Annotated in this window: 21 protein-coding genes and 1 pseudogene; 9 read left to right on the forward strand and 13 right to left on the reverse strand. The window is 68.8% G+C overall.

Going from position 1 to position 19,474, the window contains the following annotated elements; genetic code table 11:
* Positions 1–253 precede the first annotated feature (253 nt).
* Complete coding sequence (locus ACFQE5_RS22545; protein ID WP_379587887.1) at positions 254–1,975, forward strand: PHA/PHB synthase family protein; 1,722 nt, start codon at positions 254–256, stop codon at positions 1,973–1,975.
* 63 nt (positions 1,976–2,038) lie between these two features.
* On the opposite strand, the gene ACFQE5_RS22550 is transcribed toward ACFQE5_RS22545, so the two are convergent.
* From ACFQE5_RS22550 to ACFQE5_RS22580, 7 genes are all read right to left on the reverse strand, one after another.
* Positions 2,039–2,665, reverse strand: coding sequence for an MBL fold metallo-hydrolase (locus ACFQE5_RS22550; protein WP_379587888.1), 627 nt, complete (start codon positions 2,663–2,665; stop codon positions 2,039–2,041).
* Positions 2,662–3,747, reverse strand: coding sequence for an S-(hydroxymethyl)mycothiol dehydrogenase (locus ACFQE5_RS22555; protein ID WP_379587890.1), 1,086 nt, complete (start codon positions 3,745–3,747; stop codon positions 2,662–2,664). The genes ACFQE5_RS22550 and ACFQE5_RS22555 overlap by 4 nt, the downstream gene beginning before the upstream one ends.
* Positions 3,748–3,818: 71 nt before the next feature.
* Positions 3,819–5,105, reverse strand: coding sequence for a Rieske 2Fe-2S domain-containing protein (locus ACFQE5_RS22560; RefSeq protein ID WP_379587891.1), 1,287 nt, complete (start codon positions 5,103–5,105; stop codon positions 3,819–3,821).
* A 40-nt stretch (positions 5,106–5,145) separates the two neighbouring features.
* A complete protein-coding gene (panB, locus tag ACFQE5_RS22565; protein WP_379587892.1) occupies positions 5,146–6,102 on the reverse strand; it encodes a 3-methyl-2-oxobutanoate hydroxymethyltransferase in 957 nt (318 codons plus the stop codon).
* A gap of 72 nt (positions 6,103–6,174) precedes the next feature.
* Positions 6,175–6,558, reverse strand: a complete 384-nt coding sequence (locus tag ACFQE5_RS22570) for a Rieske (2Fe-2S) protein (protein ID WP_379587893.1) — start codon at positions 6,556–6,558, stop codon at positions 6,175–6,177.
* Positions 6,559–6,603: 45 nt separating this feature from the next.
* Positions 6,604–7,659 (reverse strand): amidohydrolase family protein, encoded by a 1,056-nt coding sequence (locus ACFQE5_RS22575; protein WP_379587894.1) that lies wholly within the window; start codon positions 7,657–7,659, stop codon positions 6,604–6,606.
* A gap of 329 nt (positions 7,660–7,988) precedes the next feature.
* Positions 7,989–8,888 (reverse strand): LysR family transcriptional regulator, encoded by a 900-nt coding sequence (locus ACFQE5_RS22580; RefSeq protein WP_379587896.1) that lies wholly within the window; start codon positions 8,886–8,888, stop codon positions 7,989–7,991.
* Positions 8,889–9,242: 354 nt separating this feature from the next.
* Here ACFQE5_RS22580 and ACFQE5_RS22585 point away from each other — a divergent pair, with 354 nt between their 5' ends.
* Positions 9,243–10,304: a LysR family transcriptional regulator gene (locus ACFQE5_RS22585; RefSeq protein ID WP_379587897.1), complete on the forward strand. Its 1,062-nt coding sequence runs from the start codon at positions 9,243–9,245 to the stop codon at positions 10,302–10,304.
* A 32-nt stretch (positions 10,305–10,336) separates the two neighbouring features.
* Here the strand turns inward: ACFQE5_RS22585 and ACFQE5_RS22590 are convergent, their stop codons facing one another.
* The 6 genes and pseudogenes from ACFQE5_RS22590 to ACFQE5_RS22615 all read right to left on the reverse strand — a co-directional run.
* Complete coding sequence (locus tag ACFQE5_RS22590; RefSeq protein ID WP_379587898.1) at positions 10,337–10,498, reverse strand: hypothetical protein; 162 nt, start codon at positions 10,496–10,498, stop codon at positions 10,337–10,339.
* 1 nt (position 10,499) lies between these two features.
* The gene (locus ACFQE5_RS22595) at positions 10,500–11,075 is read right to left on the reverse strand and encodes a VOC family protein (protein WP_379587900.1); all 576 of its coding nucleotides are present in this window, start codon (positions 11,073–11,075) and stop codon (positions 10,500–10,502) included.
* A 183-nt stretch (positions 11,076–11,258) separates the two neighbouring features.
* The gene (locus tag ACFQE5_RS22600; RefSeq protein WP_379587901.1) at positions 11,259–12,176 is read right to left on the reverse strand and encodes a ketopantoate reductase family protein; all 918 of its coding nucleotides are present in this window, start codon (positions 12,174–12,176) and stop codon (positions 11,259–11,261) included.
* Positions 12,177–12,209: 33 nt separating this feature from the next.
* Complete coding sequence (locus tag ACFQE5_RS22605) at positions 12,210–13,391, reverse strand: enolase C-terminal domain-like protein (RefSeq protein WP_379588082.1); 1,182 nt, start codon at positions 13,389–13,391, stop codon at positions 12,210–12,212.
* A gap of 112 nt (positions 13,392–13,503) precedes the next feature.
* On the reverse strand, positions 13,504–13,632 hold the full coding sequence (locus ACFQE5_RS22610; protein ID WP_379588085.1) for a hypothetical protein: 129 nt from the start codon (positions 13,630–13,632) through the stop codon (positions 13,504–13,506).
* 53 nt (positions 13,633–13,685) lie between these two features.
* Positions 13,686–13,856: pseudogene (locus tag ACFQE5_RS22615) on the reverse strand (helix-turn-helix domain-containing protein); the annotation flags it as partial.
* A 345-nt stretch (positions 13,857–14,201) separates the two neighbouring features.
* Between ACFQE5_RS22615 and ACFQE5_RS22620 the strand changes: the two are divergent.
* From ACFQE5_RS22620 to ACFQE5_RS22650, 7 genes are read left to right on the forward strand one after another with little or no spacing between them, the layout of a single operon-like run.
* A complete protein-coding gene (locus ACFQE5_RS22620) occupies positions 14,202–15,602 on the forward strand; it encodes a Rieske 2Fe-2S domain-containing protein (protein ID WP_379587902.1) in 1,401 nt (466 codons plus the stop codon).
* On the forward strand, positions 15,599–16,186 hold the full coding sequence (locus ACFQE5_RS22625) for a 3-phenylpropionate/cinnamic acid dioxygenase subunit beta (protein WP_379587903.1): 588 nt from the start codon (positions 15,599–15,601) through the stop codon (positions 16,184–16,186). Before ACFQE5_RS22620 ends, ACFQE5_RS22625 begins: the two co-directional genes overlap by 4 nt.
* On the forward strand, positions 16,183–16,485 hold the full coding sequence (locus ACFQE5_RS22630) for a hypothetical protein (protein ID WP_379587904.1): 303 nt from the start codon (positions 16,183–16,185) through the stop codon (positions 16,483–16,485). Before ACFQE5_RS22625 ends, ACFQE5_RS22630 begins: the two co-directional genes overlap by 4 nt.
* Entirely contained in the window at positions 16,482–17,261 is a 780-nt protein-coding gene (hcaB, locus tag ACFQE5_RS22635; protein ID WP_379587905.1) for a 3-(cis-5,6-dihydroxycyclohexa-1,3-dien-1-yl)propanoate dehydrogenase, read from the forward strand. The genes ACFQE5_RS22630 and hcaB overlap by 4 nt, the downstream gene beginning before the upstream one ends.
* Before the next feature lie 51 nt (positions 17,262–17,312).
* On the forward strand, positions 17,313–17,510 hold the full coding sequence (locus ACFQE5_RS22640) for a ferredoxin (protein ID WP_379587906.1): 198 nt from the start codon (positions 17,313–17,315) through the stop codon (positions 17,508–17,510).
* A gap of 8 nt (positions 17,511–17,518) precedes the next feature.
* Positions 17,519–18,709 (forward strand): NAD(P)/FAD-dependent oxidoreductase, encoded by a 1,191-nt coding sequence (locus ACFQE5_RS22645; protein ID WP_379587907.1) that lies wholly within the window; start codon positions 17,519–17,521, stop codon positions 18,707–18,709.
* Entirely contained in the window at positions 18,706–19,431 is a 726-nt protein-coding gene (locus ACFQE5_RS22650) for a class II aldolase/adducin family protein (protein WP_379587908.1), read from the forward strand. Before ACFQE5_RS22645 ends, ACFQE5_RS22650 begins: the two co-directional genes overlap by 4 nt.
* Positions 19,432–19,474 lie beyond the last annotated feature (43 nt).

The raw sequence follows: 19,474 nt of genomic DNA on the forward strand, positions 1-19,474 counted from the left end.
CAACTCCCTGGAATGGGCCACCTCCTGCCCGCCGCCGCGGCACAACTTCACCGAGCTGCCCCGCATCCGCTCCGAACGCCCCGCGTTCGAGCTGCACTACCCGCACCTGGTCGAACGGCTTCGCGCGGAGGCGCACTCCGGGCGCGGCCCGAGCTCCTCCGGACCGAAACCGTGAGCGAACCCTCGGCTGAAGCGTCCCGGTGGGTTGTCGCCGGTCCTGCCGATGGCTGCGGGAAAGGGGAGGATGAGCGGCATGGCCCACGAGTTGCCCGACCCACCGACGAGTCTCGCCGAGCAGGCGGCGAGCATGCTTGGGCCGGAGTCCGATCTTCTCGCGAGGCTGGATGCCGCCGGTCTCGGCGCCGCTCTGGCCGCTGCTCTGCGATCGGGTTTCGCCCGGCCCGGGACATCCGCCCGGGTCGGGGTCCGGTTCGCGACCGATCTCGCCCGGATACCGCTGGCCGCGACGGCCGGCTGGCTCGGCCGACCCGTCGAACCACCGGTCCCGGTCGATCCCACGGACCGCCGCTTCGCCGACCCGGCCTGGACCGTGAACCCGGCCTTCTCTGCGCTGCGGCTGGCCTACCTCTCGACCGCCCGGGCCGCCCGTGAGGTCGTCGGATCGGCGCGGTCGGCCGATGGCGGACTCAAGGCGGGTCTGGCCCTCGACCTCGTGGTGGACGCGCTTGCGCCCACCAACTTTCTCCCCACCAATCCGGCCGCGCTCAAACGCGCCTTCGACACCGGTGGGATGAGCCTGCTGCGGGGTGCCCGGAACTTCCTCGACGACCTGCTCCACAACCAAGGCAGGCCCCGGCAGGTCGACACCAGCGCGTTCGAGATCGGTCGCAACCTGGCCGCCACGCCGTCGACGGTCGTGTACCGCAACGAGCTGATGGAGCTGCTGCAGTACGCACCGCAGACCGAGCAGGTGCACGCCGCGCCGCTGCTGTGCAGCCCGCCGTGGATCAACAAGTACTACATCATGGACCTCGCCCCGGGCCGCAGCTTCATCGAATGGGCGGTCCGGCACGGCCGGACGGTGTTCGCGATCAGCTACCGGAACCCGACGCCAGAGATGTCCGCGACGACGATGGACGACTATCTCGTGCACGGACCGCAGCGGGCCCTCGAGGTGATCACGGAGATCACCGGGGCCGAGACGGTCGACATCGTCGGCCTGTGTCTCGGCGGCGCGCTCACCGCGATCACCGCCGCGTATCTGAGCCAGGCCGGAGACGGTCGGGTGGGCAACCTGACGCTGCTCAACACGATGCTCGACTACACCGACCCCGGGGTGCTCGCCGCGTTCACCGACCAGGACACGATCGACCGGCTCGAACGCCGGATGCGGCGCGAGGGCGGGCTGGCGGCGGGGTCGATGTCGGCGACATTCGACGTGATCCGGGCCAACGACCTGATCTTCAACTACGTCGTGGCGAACTGGTTGATGGGCGAGGACCCGCCCGCCTTCGACATCCTGGCGTGGAACGCCGACAGCACCCGGATGCCGGCCGCGATGCACACGTTCTACCTGCGCCGCTTCTACGTCGAGAACCGGCTCGCGCAGGGCAGCCTCGAGGTCGCGGGCCGGACCATCGACCTGAGGGCGATCAAGTCGCCGACCTATGTCGTCAGCGCGATCAATGATCACATCGTGCCGTGGGAGTCGGCGTACAAGACCGTCGGCCTGGTGGGCGGCCCCGCGCGGTTCGTGCTCGGCAGCGGCGGGCATATCGCCGGTGTCGTCAGCCCGCCGGGACCGAAGGCCTGGCACATGGTCGCCGAGCTCGACGTGCCGCCGTCCACCGGGCAGGCGTGGCGCGGCGTCGGCGAACGCCGTGTGGGCTCCTGGTGGCAGGACTGGGCGCGCTGGTCGGAGCAGAACGCGGGTCCGTTGCGGACGCCGCCCCCGATGGGCAGCCAGACCTACCCGGTGCTCGGCGACGGGCCCGGCGACTATGTCCGGACCTGACCCGGTCCACCGGCGCCGCACCGGCCGCCGCGACGCAGGTGACGGCCGGTGCGAACGGGTCGCCTAGTGTCCCCGGGCGATCCACTCCTGCAGGTGCGGTGACTCCGCGCCGATCCGGGTGGAATCGCCGTGGCCGGTACGCACCTCGGTCTCGCCGGGCAGCGTGAGCAGCTTCTCCCGGATCGAGTCGATGATCGTGTCGAACGACGAGTACGACCGGCCGGTGGCGCCGGGGCCGCCGTTGAACAGGGTGTCCCCGGTGAACACGACGCCGAGCTCGGGCGCGTAGAGACACGAGGAGCCGGGGGAGTGGCCGGGTGTGGTCAGCACCCGCAGGTCGATCCCCCCGGCCCGCAGCACGTCGCCGTCGGCGAGGTCGGCGTCCGGGCGGCGGTCGGGGTACACCATCTCCCACAGCGGAGCCTCGGCCGGGTCGAGCAGGATCGGCGCCGAGTACCGGTCGGCCAGCGAGGTGGCCTGGTTGATGTGGTCGTCGTGCGCGTGCGTGCACACCACGGCCACCACCCGCCGGTCGGCCACCGCCGCGGCGATGGCCTCGGTGTCGTGGGCGGCGTCGATGATGAGCACCTCGCGCTCGTCGCCGACGATCCAGACGTTGTTGTCGACCTCCCAGGTGCCACCGTCGAGGGAGAACGTGCCGGAGGTCAGCACGTGCTCGATCGGCGTCACAGGACCACCACCGAGCGCAGCACCTCGCCGCGTTCCATCCGGTGGAAGGCCTCCTCCACCGCGTCCAGCCCGATCTCCTCGGAGACGAACTTGTCCAGCGGCAGCCTGCCCTGCAGGTACAGCTCGATCAGGGCCGGGAAGTCGCGCGAGGGCAGGCAGTCGCCGTACCAGGAGGACTTGGTCGCCCCGCCGCGGCCGAAGATCTCGATCAGCGGCAGCTCGACGGTCATCTCCGGGGTGGGCACCCCGACCAGGACCGCGGTCCCGGCCAGGTCCCGGGCGTAGAAGGCCTGCGTGAAGGTCTCCGGCCGCCCGACCGCGTCGACCACGACGTCGGCGCCGTTCCCACCGGTCAGATCCTTGATCGCCTCGACCGGGTCGGTGTCGCGGGCGTTGACGGTGTGGGTGGCGCCGAAGCCCTTGGCCCACTCCAGTTTCGTCGGGTCGACGTCCACGGCGATGATCGTGCTGGCGCCGGCCAGCGCCGCTCCGGCGATCGCGGCGTCGCCCACCCCGCCGCAACCGATGACCGCGATCGACTCGCCGCGGCCGATCTGGCCGGTGTTGATCGCCGCGCCCAGCCCGGCCATGACTCCGCAGCCGAGCAGGCCCGCCGCCTGCGGCCGGGCCGCCGGGTTGACCTTGGTGCACTGTCCGGCGTGCACCAGGGTCTTCTCGGCGAACGCGCCGATACCCAGCGCCGGGGACAGCTCCTGCCCCGACGGCAGGGTCATCTTCTGGGTGGCGTTGTGGGTGGCGAAGCAGTACCACGGCTTGCCCTTGGCGCAGGCCCGGCACTTCCCGCAGACCGCCCGCCAGTTCAGCACGACGTAGTCCCCGGGGGCGACCTCGCTCACCCCGTCGCCGACCGCCTCCACGACGCCGGCCGCCTCGTGCCCGAGCAGGAACGGGAACTCGTCGTTGATCCCGCCCTCCCGGTAGTGCAGGTCGGTGTGGCAGACCCCGCAGGCCTGGACCGCCACCACGGCCTCACCCGGACCGGGGTCCGGAACCACGATCGTCTCGACCGACACCGGCTCGCCCTTGGCATGGGCCACAACCGCGCGGACCTGTTGAGGCATGATTCGCGACTCCCTCGTCTCTCTGGCCGTGCCGCCTCGTCGCGGCGGATGCGAATCCCATTATGGGTGGGTCATCGGCCTTCCGGCCGACTGGCTGGCGGGCGGACCTCGATCCAGCCGCCGGTTATCCGCACCTCGAGCACGGGTTGAGGGAACGTGGCCGGTCCTCGGACCACAGCGCCGTCGCGAAGCCGGAACTTCGAGTCATGCCACGGGCAGGTGACGATGCCGTCACAGACCTTGCCGAGGGAGAGCGGCCCGCTGCCATGGCTGCACGCGTCCTCGATCGCGGAGATCCGGTCGTCCTCGGGCGAGCGGTAGAGCAGGACCTTCCGCCCATCCACCTCGGCGACCGCCGTGCCGCCCGGGATGAGCTCGGACTCCTGCACCGCCCGCTGCCACTGCGGCGTGACCACCGGCCACACGGTGTGGTCGACCATGTGACCGCGGCCGAGGACGAGATGACCGCCGAAGAACGCGCCCCCGATGGTGATCACGAAGCTGACCGCGGCGAGGATCCCCGCGACCAGCGGCGAGCCGAGGAAGTACGCGACCGGCGAGGCGATCTGGACGAGCGTCGCCAGGGACATGAGGATCCCGTGCAGCGTGCCCATCCGCCGGTCGTGCCCATCCGTCACCAGGAGATCGGCGACCCCGGTCGCGATCGTCGGGACCGCCGACGCGATACCGGCCAGGCTGAGCAGGACCGCGGGCCAGGTCTGCCCGAAGACGTAGAGCAGCACCGAGGCGCCCCACAGGCCGATCGGCACGTCGGACAGCGCGGGGTGCAGCGCGTGGCCCAGCCACCTGCCGTGCAGCAGGTCGAGCACGCCCCGCGGGGCCAGCGTGGCCCGGATCGGTGTCCCGATCTTGATCGTCCAGGCGGCCGCCCGCTGCAGCCAGGACATCGAGTCGAACCGATCGAGGATCCGGGACTGCAGCGTCGACGGCACCTCGACGGGCTCGACCCGGATGTCGGGGTCCGGTTCGGGCTCGGTCACCGCCACCGGCTTCACCGACACCAGCACCGTGCCGTTCTCGACCCGTACCCCGAAGGTGGGGGTCGGCTTGTCGGCCGGGGGACCGAGCACGCAGCCGGTGCGGAGGTCGAAGGCGCTGTAGTGCAACGGGCAGTACACGACGTTCTCCACGATCGCCCCGTTGTCGAGGAAGGCGTGTTCGTGGGTGCAGATACTGCTGATCGCGTAGTAGGTGCCCGCGACGCGGGCCAGCATCACGCGCTGGTCGTCGATCTCGACGACCAGCTTCTCGCCGTCGGCCAGTTCGTCCTCGGCGCAGACCTCGACGAACTCGATGGTCTCGCCACCCGCCTCACCCGTCAGTTCCGGTGCCGCCATCGCAGTGCCTTCCTCTCCGGTCGTGCCTGCGGCCCAGCCGTCAGCCGCGCGTCACCGGCGCCCGTCCGTCGGCTTCCACGAGGTCGTAGAACTTGTTGCGCTCCTCCTCCTTCATGAACACCGTGTGCTCCGGTCCGGGGTACACCCGGCTCTTGACCTCGTCGCGGTAGTCGCGGAAGACCTTCTCGAAGACCGGGATGATGTCGAAGTAGATCTTCGAGTGCCGCGGGGTGTGCTCTTCGTACATGTGGAACAGGTCGCTGGTGATGATGTGCACGCCGTCGGTCCGGTTGCCGGCGCCCAGCGAGATGACCGGAACCGGGAGGGTCTCGGCCAGGTAGGCGGCGACCTCGTCGGTCACGACCTCGCAGAGGATGGAGAAGCAGCCGGCGTCGACCATGGCCCACGCGTCATCGACGAGCTCCTTGGCCCGGTCGGCGGTCTTACCCTGCGCCCGGAACCCGCCGATCTGCGGGATGCGCATCGGCGTCACGCCGATGTGACCCTGCACCGGGATACCGGCCTTGACGATGGCCTCGATATTGGCCGCGTGATGCTGGTTGCCCTCGCACTTCATCACCTCGGCGCCGCCCTCGGACACGAACCGGCCGGCGTTGTCGACGGCCTGCTCGGGGGAGACGTGGAAGCTCCAGAACGGCATGTCGACCATGCGTAGCCCGTACCTCGAGCCCCGGGTCACCGCCTTGGTCATGCTCATCACCTCGTCGAACGTGACCGAGGTGGTGGTGGGGTGACCGAACAGGACCATGCCGCCGGTGTCCGAGACACACAGGATGTCGACCCCGCCGATCCGGTCGGCGATGACGGCCGAGCGGTAGTCGTAGATCGCCATCTGCACGATCGGGTCGCCGGCCCGCCGCTTCTCGTCGAGCATCGGGATCGTGATCTTCTTGAGCTTCTGCTTGGTCTCTTCGGTGGCCATCTCGTGGTGCTCCCGTTCGAGGTCTTCGGTGACGGTGGACCGGCAGACCGTCATCTCGCCCCGACCCGGGGGGCCGGGCCGAGGCGAGGCGGCCTGCCGTCGACAGGTCGTGCGCTCGTCCTGCGGCTACGCCGACGCGGCGGCGGTACCGGGCAACTCGAGCTCCACGGTGATCTGGTCGCCCTCCTCGCGGGTGGCGAACGTCTGGAGGCATCGGGTCGTGTCGAACACGGTCGCGCCGGTGCGGATGTCGTACTCGTAGCCGTGCCACGGGCACTTGATGATCTCGCGCTCGGCGTCCATCACGTACTGGCCGACATCCTCGGTGCTGAGCGTGTGCTCGTAGATCCGGCCCTGGTCGAGCGGTCCGCCCTGGTGCAGGCACTTCGCGGCGACGGCGTGCAACGAACCGTCCTTGGCCCGGATGACGACGACCCGGATGGGACCGAGCTGGGCACCGGTCATCTGGCCGGGGGCGAGCTCGTCCTTGTGACACACAACTTGTTTCACGTCGTATCCCTACTTCGGTGGCGATGTGTGGGCGGAGTCCGAGTTCTACCGTGGCTTGAGGACGGGCATCTTGGGGTAAAGACTCTGGGCGTTCTGGTAAAAGATCTTGCGCTGGAGCGATTCGGGTAGGCCGCCCGGCAGGGCCTCCCACGGGGAGTCGAAATCCCAGTGCGGGTAGTCGGTGGAGAAACAGAACAGCTCCTCGGAACCGACCGCGTCGATCATGGCCAGGAACTGCTGTGTGGTCATCTCCTCGGTGGGCTGCGTGGCGAACCGGAAATGGTCGCGGATGATATCGCTGGGCATCCGCTTGACCCACGGCACCTCCGAGCGCAGCTCCTTGTACTGCTGGTCGGCGCGCGACATGAGGTGTGGTACATAGGTGGTGCCGCCCTCGATCATGATGACCTTCAGCTCGGGGAACTTGTCGAACACCCCGTTGAAGATCAGACTGACCATCTCGGACATGAACACCTGCGGCACCAGGGTGTGCCATTCCACGAAGTAGCGATGAAAGCCCAGGGCGGTCGGGGAGTTCTCGCTGTGGTGCATCCCGACCGGCAGGTTGTTGCGCACCGCCGCCTCGTAGATCGGATGGTAGAACGGGTCGCCGAAGGCCTTGTCCCCGATGTAGAGCACCACCTGCATCATCTTCGGGTGCGCCCCGACCCGGTCGATCTCGCGCGCGGCGCCGATCGGGTCGTGCGCGTTGACGTGCACCGATCCCAGCAACCGTGGGTCGCGCTCGATCCAGGTCTCCAGCTGCCAGTCGTTGTAGGCCGACATCAACGCGGTCTTGAACTCCGGCCAGCCCGGGTGCAGCGCCGAGGCGTCCAGCCACCCGGTCAGCACCGCGTAGTCGATGTCGTACTCGTCCAGCAGCTGGCGCTGCAGCAGGGGCAGGTCCGATCCGCCCGGCCGTCCGTCCGGCAGCTTCGCATCCTGCCGGTCCAGTCCGCCGGTGGCGAACTGCGAGAACGGCAACAAACGCTCGGGCTGCCACCCGAAATCGGTGATGTACTTGCGCCACTCCGGGGCCAGATACGGCAACAACGACTGCAGCTCGGCCCGCTCGTGCACATCGGTGTCAATGATGCTCAATGCGGTCGACTGTGCTTGTGCGGCCACAGGACGAGCCCGGACAACCGTCGCCATCTCTTATGCTCCTCGATTCCGTCGTCACCCAGCCATGCCTGAATCCCGTGCGGACAGTTCTGCACACGATTCGGCGCTCTGCTCCGGCTCAGTCGAGATCGGGAGCTGCGCCCGGGCGTCGTCGTTCCATGTGCGAGACCGGCCTCGTCGCGAAAATCATGACCGTGTCCCTTATCCGGTTACGGTGCCAGTGGGTGGTCGGATCCGGTAGTGGGGAAGGTCCAATGGCGTCATAACCGGTCACCATCACCGGGCCGGTTCGACCATCCTCACAGTCAGTACAGGAAGCGATCCTGGGTCGAGGCGACGTAGGTGGTCAGACACTGCACCGCGGCTTGCACCCGAGCCAGGGCGAGCGACTGCTTGCGGGTCACCAGCCAGAACGTCAACCGGACCGAGACCTCGTCGGCGAGAACCCGCTGGAGCTCAGGTCGCTGGATCGCCAGGTACTTGGGTAGCAGGCCGATGCCGCCGCCCGCCGTGACGAAGCTGAGCTGGCCGAAGATGTTCGAGCTGCGCAGCGCGCGCCGCCGGGAGATGACGCTGGCGTCGAACACATCGAGCTCGGGTATGTCGAGCAGGGAGTCGATGTACCAGGCAAGGGCGTGGTTCTCGAGGTCCTCGCGGTTGCGGACCGGTGGGTGCGTCTCGAGGTAGCCGCGCGTCGCATACAGCCCGAGGGAGTAGTCGGTCAGCGGCCTGACTTCCAGGCGCTGGCTGGGCAGCCGTTGCACGGTGATCGCCACGTCATAGTCCTTCGACGTGATGTCGAACCGGCGCATCGCCGTTGTCAGCTCGATCTCCAGCCGGGGATGGGCCCGCCGAAGCTCGACGAGCGCCTCGGCCACCACGGTGCTCCCGATGCCGTCGGTGGACGCGATCCGCACGGTTCCGCCGAGGCTCAGGCTGCGTGGGCTCACCGCGAGTTGATCCACACCGTGTAGCGCCGACTCGATCCGCTCGGCATGGGGGATCAACTGCTCGCCGTCGTCGGTCAGGAGCCATCCTCGGGTGGTCCGGTCCACCAACCGGCGGCCGATCGCCTTCTCCAGCGCGGCCACGCGCCGGGAGACGGTGGTGTGCTCGACGCCGAGTCGCTGGGCCGCGTCCCCCATGTGTCCGGTCCGCGCCAGCGCGAGCAGGTAGAGCAGGTCGTCGGCGCGTACACGGCTCATGGTCCTCGATCTCCGTACGCATCATTGAGTCAGGGGCCACGGCGCCTCGTCCGCCGATGAGCAGCAGAGTGTAGTCCCCGGGCTCGTGCGCTCGACGCACAGCCGGCCACCATTGAGGTAACCCGATCAGACGATTGGTGAGGCTAGTCAAATATGGCCGGGGCCACTGTTGGTCGTGCGTGCACCACGCGTCCGACAGGGGCATGTGCGGTTCTGCACGCGAAACGTGCCGAATTGGCGGTTCGGTTTCTCTTCCCTGCATCGACGGGTGGTGTTTGCCTGGACGCGGCATCCGGACGGTGTTGGCATCGTCACAGTCGCGGGACAGCGACCGCGGCCGGCGACCACGTCCGGGTGACCGACGCAGATGTCGTGAGCCCGCTGGGAGGGTACGCCATGGTCCTGCACCCCGCCGCACCTCAACTCGCAGACCTTGACCTCCTGCTGTCGGTGGACCGCCTGGGCAGCCTGGGGAAGGCCGCCAAGGAGCACGGTGTTTCCCAGCCCGCCGCGAGCGTGCGGATCCGGGCCATGGAGCGCAGGCTCGGCCTGCGGCTGCTCGAACGATCGCCGTCCGGATCCCAGTTCACCCCGGCCGGCATCGCACTGGCCAAGTGGGCGCAGTCGGCGATCGAGGCCGTTTCCCAGTTCATGGAGTGCAGCGCCGTGCTGACGACCGTGGGACCCGGTTCGCTGCGCATCGCCGCGTGTCTGACGACGGCCGAGTACCTCGTCCCACGCTGGGTGACGGGGCTGCGGGCACAGCTGTCGGACGTCTCGGTCTGCGTGCAGGCCCACGATGCCCAGACCGTCCTGGACAACGCCCGGTCCGGCAAGGTCGATCTGGGCTTCGTGGGGGTCCGCGGCCGGCATCCCGACCTGCACCAGCGGGTCGTGGGCGACGATGAGCTGGTTGTGGTGGTCTCCCCGCGCCATCCATGGGCGCGCCGCCGGGTGCCGTTGAGCGCGGCTGAGCTCGCGGCCGGCAGGCTGGTGCTGCGCGAGAAGGGTTCGGGCACCCGCCAGGTCCTGCGCCAGGCCCTCGGGGATCTGTGGCGGGACAACGCCTACGTCGAGTTCCCCTCGACCACCGCGATCAAGGAGGCGGTCGCCGAGGGGGCGGGAGCCGGGGTGCTCAGCAGGCTGGCCACCGCCCGGGAGATCGAGGAGGGCAGGCTGGTTCGGGTCCCGGTCACCGGAATCCAGTTGACCCGCAGGCTGTGGGCTGTGTGGGACAAGCGTTCTGAGCTCGCAGCGCCCGCCAGGGCACTGCTCGAGCTCGCCGCCCGCGAGCAGCGGGCCACGTCCAGGCCGGGGCTGGGTCGCTATCGCGGTCCTGGGTCCTGCGGTGGCGAGGTGCATGCACTTCCGGTGCCGCAGCAGCCGATCGCGTTGGTCGCCGGGTCGGCGTCCTGATTCGCCGGGGTCGGCTCAGTGCGGCGATGAGCTCAACCTGGCGGTCTAGCCGTTGCGAGAGCCCTGATGACATGTTGTCGCAGGAAGCCGTTCTCGACCTCGGTGCGATGCACGTCGTCGCGGTAGAAGCCGCCGACCGCCTCCAGGTCACCGCGCGCGACCGCGTCGAAGAACCGGCCGGAGAGTTCCAGCATGTCACTCGTGTCCTGCGGCTCCGGCCGCGACTGTAGAGACGATGCCCTCCTTGTTGACGGGGAGGTGGGCGACGTCGTCCTCGCGGAGCTCGCGCGTCCAGGCGGCGAACTCCAGCAGGACGCCGTCGGGATCGAAGAAGTACATCGACCGGACGTAGACGCCGTCGTGGTACTCGGCGGCGACCCCGCGCTCGCTGTCGTCGTGGTTGAGGACCGGACCGGTCCGGACCCCCTTCGCCTCCAGCTTGGCCTTGTACTCGTCGAACTTCTCGAGCGGAATCTTGAAGGACAAGTGGTTCATCGACGCGTGTGCCGTCGAGATGTCACCCACGCCCGGCAGGCCGGCGGCTGACGCGACTCCTGGCGCCTTCTTCGGCGCGTCGCGGAACCAGAAGAACGCAAGGTATTGCTCACATCCCATGTCGAAGAAGAAGTGCTGGCCCCCGTTGGGGATCGCGACGGTCTTGACCAGCTTCATCCCCAGCACATTGGTGTAGAAGTCGACGGTGCGTTCCATGTCCTCGCACACCAGCGCAACGTGACACAGGCCGCCCAGCTCGAATTCGGTGTTCGTCATTGTTCCCAGCTCCTTGTTTGGCCCCGCGCGGATGACCGTAGACACACGTGTTCGGCAGGTCAATAGCGAGCGACCGCTAAGTGTCGGTGGGATGTCGACGAGCCTGCCGCTGACGAAGGTGGCGAAGGCTGCGGTGTCTCGCGGACGACGCCGCCCGCAGTCGTTCGCGCCCGTGCGGTGAGGTCAGCGCCAGGCGCGTTCCCGAGCGCGGACGAGCGCGGTGAGCGTCGCGTTCACCGGCGCTTCCTGGCCGATACGGGCGGCCTGGTGGGGTACGGCGCCGTTGATCACGTCGATCTCGCTGACACGGCGGGCCTCGTGGTCGAGCAGCGCGGACGGCTTCGCGTTCGGCATGCAGGCGCCGAAGTCGCGCACGTGCCGGACCGGATCGGTGACGGGGACCGCGATGCCGCAGGCCTGGGCGATCCGCCAGGCCTCGGTGGCTGCGGCCCGGCTGATCGGCCCGATATCGGGATCGTCCATCACCTCGCCGACGGTGAGCCCGGTGAGCGCGCAGGGGGCGCTGTAGGCCACATTGCAGATCAGTTTTTCCCACTGCATGGCGGCGATGTCAGCCACGGCCTCGGCGTCAAACCCGGCGCCGCGCCAGGTCCGGGCGACCTGCTCCACCGCCGGTGCCGCCAGGGAGCCGTAGGCGCCGATGCGCAATGCCCGCATGGCGTTGTGGTGCGCGTGCCCGGGGCCGCGCAGGGAGGCGCCGAACCCGCTGGCGATCCCCACGGCGAGGCGTTCGGCGCCGACCACATTGGCCACGACGTCGGCCGCGCCGAGTCCGTTCTGGATGGTCAACACGACCGTGTGGTTGCCGAGCAGGCGCAGCGCCTGGCGGGCGGCCGCACCGACGTCGGCGGCCTTCACTGCCAGGATGACCAGATCCATCGGCTCGTCCGGGATCGTCGTGGCGGCCCGCAGACCGATCCTGCGGTCCATGTCCGGTCCGGTGATCCGCAGACCGTGCTCGGCGATCCGAGCGACGTGCTCCTCCCACCGGTCGATGGCAAGTACCGGATTGCCCGCGGCGGCGAGCCGCCCGGCATACACCGAACCCATCGCGCCGCAACCGATCACCGCGATCTCCATCGCCTCTCCGTCTCTCCCCGCCTCCGGGGTCGCTCAGGCCAGCAGGTCCGCGATCACGCCGGCCAGGTCGGGCTTGGCCTCGAGCCCGAAGCCGGGATCGTCGGCTGGTGCGATCCGGCCGTCCGAGATTGTGCAGCCGGGGCTGTAGCCGCCGAACGGGCCGAACACCCCCGGATACGACTCGCAGCCGCCCAACCCCAGGCCGACCGCGATGTGCAGGTTGATCAGATGCCCGCCGTGCGGGAAGGCGGAACTGCGGTCGATCCCGTGCTCCGCCAGCACCTCGAGCATGCCGCCGTACTCGGTGAGGCCATAGCTGAGCCCGGCGTCCATCTGCACGAGGTCCCGCTCCGGGCGCAGGCCAGCGTACCGGACCAGGTTGCGCACGTCCGCGATCGAGAACAGGTTCTCGCCGGTGGCCACGGCACCGCCGTAGGTGTCGATCACATCCCTGATCAGGGCGTAGTCGAGCGGGTCACCGGGTTCCTCGTACCAGCGCAGGCCATAGGGGCCCAGCGCCTTTGCGTAGTCCAGCGCGGTCTGGCGGTCGAATCGGCCGTTGGCGTCCACCGCGAGGTGCTGCCCGCCGTCGAGAATCCCGCGTGCGGCGTCGATCCGGGCCAGATCCTCGGCAAGCGGCACCCCGCCAATCTTGATCTTGACGGAGTCGTATCCCTGATCGAGGTAGGAGCGGATCTCCGCACGCAGCTCGGCGAGGCTGTTGCCGGGGCGGTAGTAGCCGCCCGCCGCGTACACCGGTATCCGGTTCGAGATGATTGGCCGACCGAAGTGCCGGGCGATCGTCTCGTAGGCGGGTTCGTCGGAGAGCTTGGCGTTGAGATCCCAGCAGGCGAGCTCGATCGCGGCCGCCGCGGACGCCCGGTCGCCGTGCCCTCCGGGCTTCTCGTCCCGCAGGACGCAGGCGAGCACTCTGGCCGGATCGAGCCGGGCCGCGGACGGTGCGCCGTCACCATCGTGAAGCAGGGCTTCCGGGTCCGCGCCGAGTATCCGGGGAGCCATGCGATCCCGGATGATGCTGCTCTGCGCGTGCCGCCCGATCGAGTTGAACGCGACACCGGCCACCGGCTCGCCCCCCCGGCGGACGTCGGAGACGACGGCCACGATCGACACGGTGTGCTCGGCGAAGTTCACCACTGCGTTCTCGACATCGCCCCGTAGCCGCACCGGCTGCTCACGAATTTGAAGGATGCGCATGAAAACCTTTTGTTCGTACCAGTGATGAGATCGTATTAAAGCAGCGGCCGCGCGGATCGATCTCCCGGTGAGCAAAGCCGGTGCGTATCGGCAACCGGCGCGGTTCGGGAGTTCACCCGTGCAGCAGCACGTGGGGTACCGGTCTGGCCGCCACGATCGCCGGCGCGAGCGCGACGTGCTGACGGGCGATCTCCTGCGGCTTCGAGCTCGTGCCGGCCTCGTACCAGTCGGCAACTGCCACACATCGTGACGATCGCTCGCGTCGCCGCTTCCTCCGGCACCGGCCACCGAGAGTCCGCAGCGCTCGGCGATCATCCGAACCGTGGAGCCGTGGTAACCGCGCTCGACGAAGAGATCGAGGGCCGCTTGGGAGACCGGATCGAGGTCGACGGGGTCGAAGTCCCTCCAGTTCAGAAACCGGGCCTCGGCTGGCGCGGGAGGCTCCACCTGCGGAGACAGTGGCACCTCGAGAGCCGTGGACAGCGCCTCCAGCCGGGCCCGGCCGGGAAGGCTGTTCCCGTGCTCGAACTCGCTGAGTGAGGACGGGCTTCAGGTCGATCTGTCGAGCGAGCTCGCGCGGGCCAGGTGACGGGAGGCCCTCGCCGGCCGCATCCGGGCGCCCAGTTCCTTGTCGGTCCTCCGTGCAACCCCTGCCACGGCGGACACGGTATCGCCCGGCGTCCGGGTTCACGCGATCCGGCAGGCCACGGCGAGGCGCGCAGCTCAACCGACCGAACGTCGCCGGTTGACAGTCGAACTTCCTGTATGCAGAATCTTGCTCTGACTTACAGAGTGAAGGAATGGGGTTCCATGCGCGATGTCCTCGCGAACGTCCGGCGCGGCATGCTCCCGGCGCACATCTACAACGACGCCGAGGTCTTCCAGGCGGAGCGGGAGAGGTTGTTCAGCCGGGCGTGGATGTTCGTCGCACACGAGTCCGAGATCCCGCACGTCGGTGACTACGTGGTCCGCCGCGTGCTCGACGACTCCTTCATCGTGAGCCGGGACCGGTCGGGCCGGATCCACGCGATGTTCAACATGTGTCTGCACCGTGGGATGCAGGTATGTCGTGCGGAGCAGGGCAATGCCTCGCACTTCCGCTGTCCGTACCACGGCTGGTCCTACCGCAACGACGGCCGAATCGTCGGACTGCCCTTCCACCAGGAGGCGTACGGCGGCGAGGCTGGCTTCGCTCGCAAGGGTCAGCGGCTGCTGCCTGCGCCGAGCCTGGACACCTACAACGGGCTGATCTTCATCTCCATGGATCCCGATGCTCCGCCGCTGCTGGAGTTCCTCGGTGACTTCGCGTTCTACCTCGACTACTACACCAAGCAGAGCGCGAGCGGCGCGGAGATGCTCGGACCACAGCGATGGCGGATCAAGGCGAACTGGAAGATCGGTGCGGAGAACTTCGCCGGCGACATGTACCACACCCCCCAGACCCACACGAGCGTCGTCGAGATCGGACTCTTCCGCGAGCCCAAGGCCGAGAAGCGCAAGAACGGGAGTACCTACTGGGCAGGTGGTGGTGGTGGCACGACGTACAAGCTGCCCCCTGGCACGCTGGAGGAGCGGTTGCGCTACGTCGGTTACCCCGACGAGATGATCAGCCGGATGAGGAGCCAGTGGTCGCAGCGACAGCTGGACGTCATCGGCCGCGACGGGTTCATGGTCTCGGCGGCCTCGGTCTTCCCCAACCTGAGCCTGGTGCACAACTGGCCGAAGGTCGCCGACACCGATGACGTGCTGCCCTTCATCTCCCTGCGCCAGTGGCAGCCGATCACCGCGGACGAGACCGAGGTGTTGTCCTGGTTCGTGGTCGACAAGGAGGCGCCGGAGGAGTTCAAGAAGCTCTCCTACAAGGCGTACCTCATGTGCTTCGGCAGCAGCGGGATGTTCGAGCAGGACGACGTGGAGAACTGGGTCTCGCTGACGACCACGGCCGGCGGCGGCCTGGCCCGCAGGCTGTTGCTCAACGGCCGAATGGGCATGCTGCATGACGACAGTGCGGTCGTGCCGTCGCTGACCCCGGAGCAGTTCGCCGGTCCTGGAATCGCACGTGTCGGATACAGCGAGGATAACCAGCGCAGGCTCCTCGCCGAGTGGGCCGACCATCTGGAGATGCCGCCCTTGGTGCCCGGGCCGATCACGGTCGGTGCGCCCCAAGCCGACGGGGTGGGCAGCGTCGAGACGTCGGAGGCGTGCTCGTGACGACCTACATTCCGATCCGCTCCGACGAGTCCCCGCTGGGGCAGGACGCGCCGACGACCGAACCGGTGGGCGCGTCGCTCCCCTTCGAGGACCCCCGTCACCTGACGGCGCACCACTGGCTGGTGGAGGAGGCCTACCTGCTCGACCGTCAGGACTACGACGCCTGGCTCGACCTGCTCGCCGAGGACATCCACTACTTCATGCCGATTCGGCTCACGACGGCGCTCGGGGCCGGCTATGACACGGCCAAGCGGATGGCTCACTTCGACGAGGACAAGTACTCCCTCAACCGCCGGGTGGCCCGGTTCCGGACCGAGCATGCGTGGACCGAAGATCCGCCTTCGCGCATCCGCCACCATCTATCGAACGTCCGAACCTTCGCGACGGCCACCGACGACGCGCTCGTGGTGGAGTCGGCGGTTCTCCTGTTCCGCAGTCGGGGGGACGTCCACGAGCCGTCGTTGATCTCTGCGGGACGCACCGACCTGCTGCGGCGTACCGATGATCGGTGGCTGCTCACTCGACGGCACATCGCGGTCGACGAGTCGGTGCTACGCACCCAGAACCTGGCGGTCTTCCTGTGAGGCTCAGCTGGGAGGACGCCGCCGAACACGCCGTCGCCACCGCCCGTGCCGGCACCAAGCTCGACACACCGCAGCGGGAAGGCGAGCCCCTCGCGATCGGCAACGAGTTCTCCGAGATCCGGATTTCCAAGGTGCTCACCCGCAACGGTGCGCGGCTGCTCGTCGAATCGCCGAGGTCCGGCCGGTGGATCACCTTGGATCCACTAGAGCTCGAGGCATTGACCTGGCAGGACACCGCGACGTTCTCGGCGATGGTGGGTCATCCGTTCGCCTCGTTGTTCCTCGAGGACGGCGCATGAGCGGATGGCTCACCGGCAAGCGGGCACTCGTGGTCGGCGCCGGCTCCGGCATCGGCAGGGCAGTCGTCGACGCGTTCTGTGCCGAGGGCGCGAGGGTAGCGGCTCTCGAGCTCGATGCCGGCAAGTGCGACGCGCTGGCGGCCGCACGCGTGGACGTCGTCGTCCAGGGTGACGCGACCACGGCTGCCGCCCCCCTGGAGGCCGTGGCTGCGGCGGTCGACCGGTACGGCGGCCTCGACATCCTCGTCAACTGTGTCGGGGTGTTCGACTTCTACCGGACCCTCGAGGAGATCGACGCCGACGCGTTGGATGCTGCGTTCGACGAGATGTTCGCGGTGAACGTGAAGTCCCAGCTCCACAGCGTGAAGGCTGCGATCCCCGCGTTGCGCGAGTCCCGGGGCAACATCGTTCTCACCGAGTCGACGTCCGCGTACTACCCGGGGCGCGGTGGGACGCTCTACGTCGCGTCAAAGTTCGCCGTCCGTGGCCTGGTCGTAACGCTCGGTCATGAACTGGCGCCCGAGATCCGCGTCAACGGCGTCGCACCCGGGGGCACGCTGAGCACCGACCTGCGCGGCCTGTCGTCCCTGGGGCTCGCCGACCGCCGCCTCGACGGGCCGAACCGTGAGGCGGAACTCGCCGCCCGCAACCCGCTGGGCGTCGCGCTCACCAGCGCCGACCATGCCTCCAGCTTCGTGTTCCTGGCTTCCGATCGAGCCCGGGGCATTTCGGGTCGCGTTGTCCACTCCGACGGCGGTATGGGAATCAAGGTCTGAGGGGCGCGCTGGTGCGGCGTCCCCGCGACGTACGACATGGAGAGATTTCGGATGGCTGTCCTCAAGGCTGACCTGGACGCTTGCCAGGGCTACGCGAACTGCGTGGTCGGCGCCGATGACGTCTACGACATCGGCGACGACGGCACCGTCGTACTCCTCAGGACCACGATCGACGACGCGGACCGGGCCAGGGTCGAGGCCGCGGCCCGTAGCTGCCCGGTCTCGGCGTTGTGGCTGGAGGACGAATGAGCCGCGGGGTGGTAATCGTCGGCGGTTCCGTGGCCGGCGTCCGCACGGCGCGAGCGCTGCGCGAGCAGGGCTATCCCGGGGTCATCCGGGTGATCGAGGCCGAGGCCGAGCCGCCCTATGACAAGCCCCCCTTGTCGAAGGCCGCTCTCGACGGGAACGCCCGCGTCCCCCTGATGACGCTCGAGGAGGCCCGGGAACTCGACATCGAGCTCTCGCTGGGCCGCCGCGCCACGGGACTGCTCACCCCGAGCGCTCACCTCGTCTTCGGCGACGGCACGGTGATGGGCTTCGACGACCTGGTGGTCGCAACGGGTGTGCGGCCTCGTCCGGCACCCTGGCGCCATGAGGGCGTCCACGTCCTCCGTACCTGGGCGGACGCCGCGGGCCTTCGGGCCCGACTCGCGACGTCCCGGCACCTCCTGGTCGTCGGAGCCGGGTTCCTCGGTGCCGAGCTCGCCGCGCTGGCGCGGCGACACGGGATCGAGGTCACCATGGTCGACCCGGCTGCGGTCCCCATGAGCCGAGCGGTCGGGAGCGTGCTGGGGGAGCGGTTCTCCGCCCTGCACCGAAGGCACGGAGTCGACACGAGGTTCGGGACCCTCGTCACCATGCTGGAGCCCTCCGGTGGCGGTTTCCGTGCGGAGCTCGCGGACGGGTCGGTGGTGCTCCCCGACACGGTGGTGGTGGCCATCGGGTCTGATCTCGACCTCGATTGGCTGGAGGCCTCCGGACTTCCCGTCGACGACGGCATCATCTGTGACGAATACGGCCGGGTCGTCGGTTTCCCCAACGTGCATGCGGTGGGCGATGTCGCTCGATGGCATCGACCCCGGTCGGGTACGAGCGCTCGGGTCGAGCACTGGACCAACGCTGTGGAGCAGGCCAACAGCGTTGCACACAACATCCTCCATCCGGGCGCTCCCATCGCACACGATCCAGTGGGGTACGTGTGGAGCGACCAGTACGACTGGAAGATCCAGCTGATCGGCACCCGTGATCCCGACCGGCGGCCGGAAATCTTCGAGCAGGACGAACCGTTCCGGCTCGCGGCGATCTGGCAGGGCACGGACGGCCGGGTGACGGGGGGAGCAACGGTGAACTGGCCCAAGGCCTCGGTGTGGCTGCGCACGGCGGTCAAGCGCGGCAGCCACGCCTCCTCGGTTCGTGATCAGCTCGGCGCGGTGGCGGTCCTGGCATGACGGCCGACTCGCTCGCGGACCTTCGCGCGCAGGTCGCCGACGGATGTCGCGTGCTCGCCGGCCGGGGCCTGGCCCCCGGCATCCTCGGGCACATCAGCCTCCGTGTCGACAGCTCTCGGTTGCTGGTCCGCTGCCGGGGTCCGCGGGAGAGAGGGCTGGCGCACAGCACCGCCGAGGACATCCGGCTTGTCGACCTGGACGGCGATCCGGGTGCGCCCGGCGAGCTCGACCACGGCTACACCGTGCCCTTCGAGTTGCCGCTTCACACTGCGATCCTGCGCCGGAGTCCGGACGTGTCGTGCGTGGTGCACGCGCATCCGCGCGATGTCGTGGTGGCTGATCTGGCGGGGCTGCCGATCCTGCCGATCGTGGGTGCCTTCGACATCCCGGGGGCTGCGCTGGCCGCGGGTGGCGTGCCGGTCTTCCCGCGCTCCGCTCTTGTCCATACCGAACGGTTGGGTGAGGCTGTCGCGGACGCGCTAGGGGATCGCCCCGTGGTGGTCATGCGCGGGCATGGTCTTAGCTCCACGGGGACGTCGGTGGCCGAGGCGGTACTGCGCGCACTCTCGGTCGACACGTTGGCGTCGCTGTCCCTGGCGATCGTCTCCGCCGGTGGGACGCTGCAGCCGATCGCTCCGGAGGATCTGGCGGAACTCCCGGATCTCGGCAGCGCCCTGAACCTGAGCACCGCGTGGCGACACGAGCTCGCGCGACTGGGCTGAAGCGGTTCTGGCGGGGTGATTCTCATTCGATGGCACTTAGCGT

This window comes from Pseudonocardia hispaniensis, from assembly GCF_042658695.1.
In the GTDB taxonomy this organism is placed as follows: Bacteria; Actinomycetota; Actinomycetes; order Mycobacteriales; family Pseudonocardiaceae; genus Pseudonocardia; species Pseudonocardia hispaniensis.

Coding starts and splice junctions, on each gene's coding strand:
- ACFQE5_RS22560 (WP_379587891.1), bottom strand. CDS start 5,105: ATGGCGGCACCGGAACTGACGGGTGAGGCGGGTGGCGAGACCATCGAG.
- ACFQE5_RS22555 (WP_379587890.1), bottom strand. CDS start 3,747: ATGCCTCAACAGGTCCGCGCGGTTGTGGCCCATGCCAAGGGCGAGCCG.
- ACFQE5_RS22600 (WP_379587901.1), bottom strand. CDS start 12,176: ATGGAGATCGCGGTGATCGGTTGCGGCGCGATGGGTTCGGTGTATGCC.
- ACFQE5_RS22620 (WP_379587902.1), top strand. CDS start 14,202: ATGCGCGATGTCCTCGCGAACGTCCGGCGCGGCATGCTCCCGGCGCAC.
- ACFQE5_RS22595 (WP_379587900.1), bottom strand. CDS start 11,075: ATGACGAACACCGAATTCGAGCTGGGCGGCCTGTGTCACGTTGCGCTG.
- ACFQE5_RS22545 (WP_379587887.1), top strand. CDS start 254: ATGGCCCACGAGTTGCCCGACCCACCGACGAGTCTCGCCGAGCAGGCG.
- ACFQE5_RS22605 (WP_379588082.1), bottom strand. CDS start 13,391: ATGCGCATCCTTCAAATTCGTGAGCAGCCGGTGCGGCTACGGGGCGAT.
- panB (WP_379587892.1), bottom strand. CDS start 6,102: ATGACGGTCTGCCGGTCCACCGTCACCGAAGACCTCGAACGGGAGCAC.
- hcaB (WP_379587905.1), top strand. CDS start 16,482: ATGAGCGGATGGCTCACCGGCAAGCGGGCACTCGTGGTCGGCGCCGGC.
- ACFQE5_RS22580 (WP_379587896.1), bottom strand. CDS start 8,888: ATGAGCCGTGTACGCGCCGACGACCTGCTCTACCTGCTCGCGCTGGCG.
- ACFQE5_RS22590 (WP_379587898.1), bottom strand. CDS start 10,498: ATGCTGGAACTCTCCGGCCGGTTCTTCGACGCGGTCGCGCGCGGTGAC.
- ACFQE5_RS22640 (WP_379587906.1), top strand. CDS start 17,313: ATGGCTGTCCTCAAGGCTGACCTGGACGCTTGCCAGGGCTACGCGAAC.
- ACFQE5_RS22650 (WP_379587908.1), top strand. CDS start 18,706: ATGACGGCCGACTCGCTCGCGGACCTTCGCGCGCAGGTCGCCGACGGA.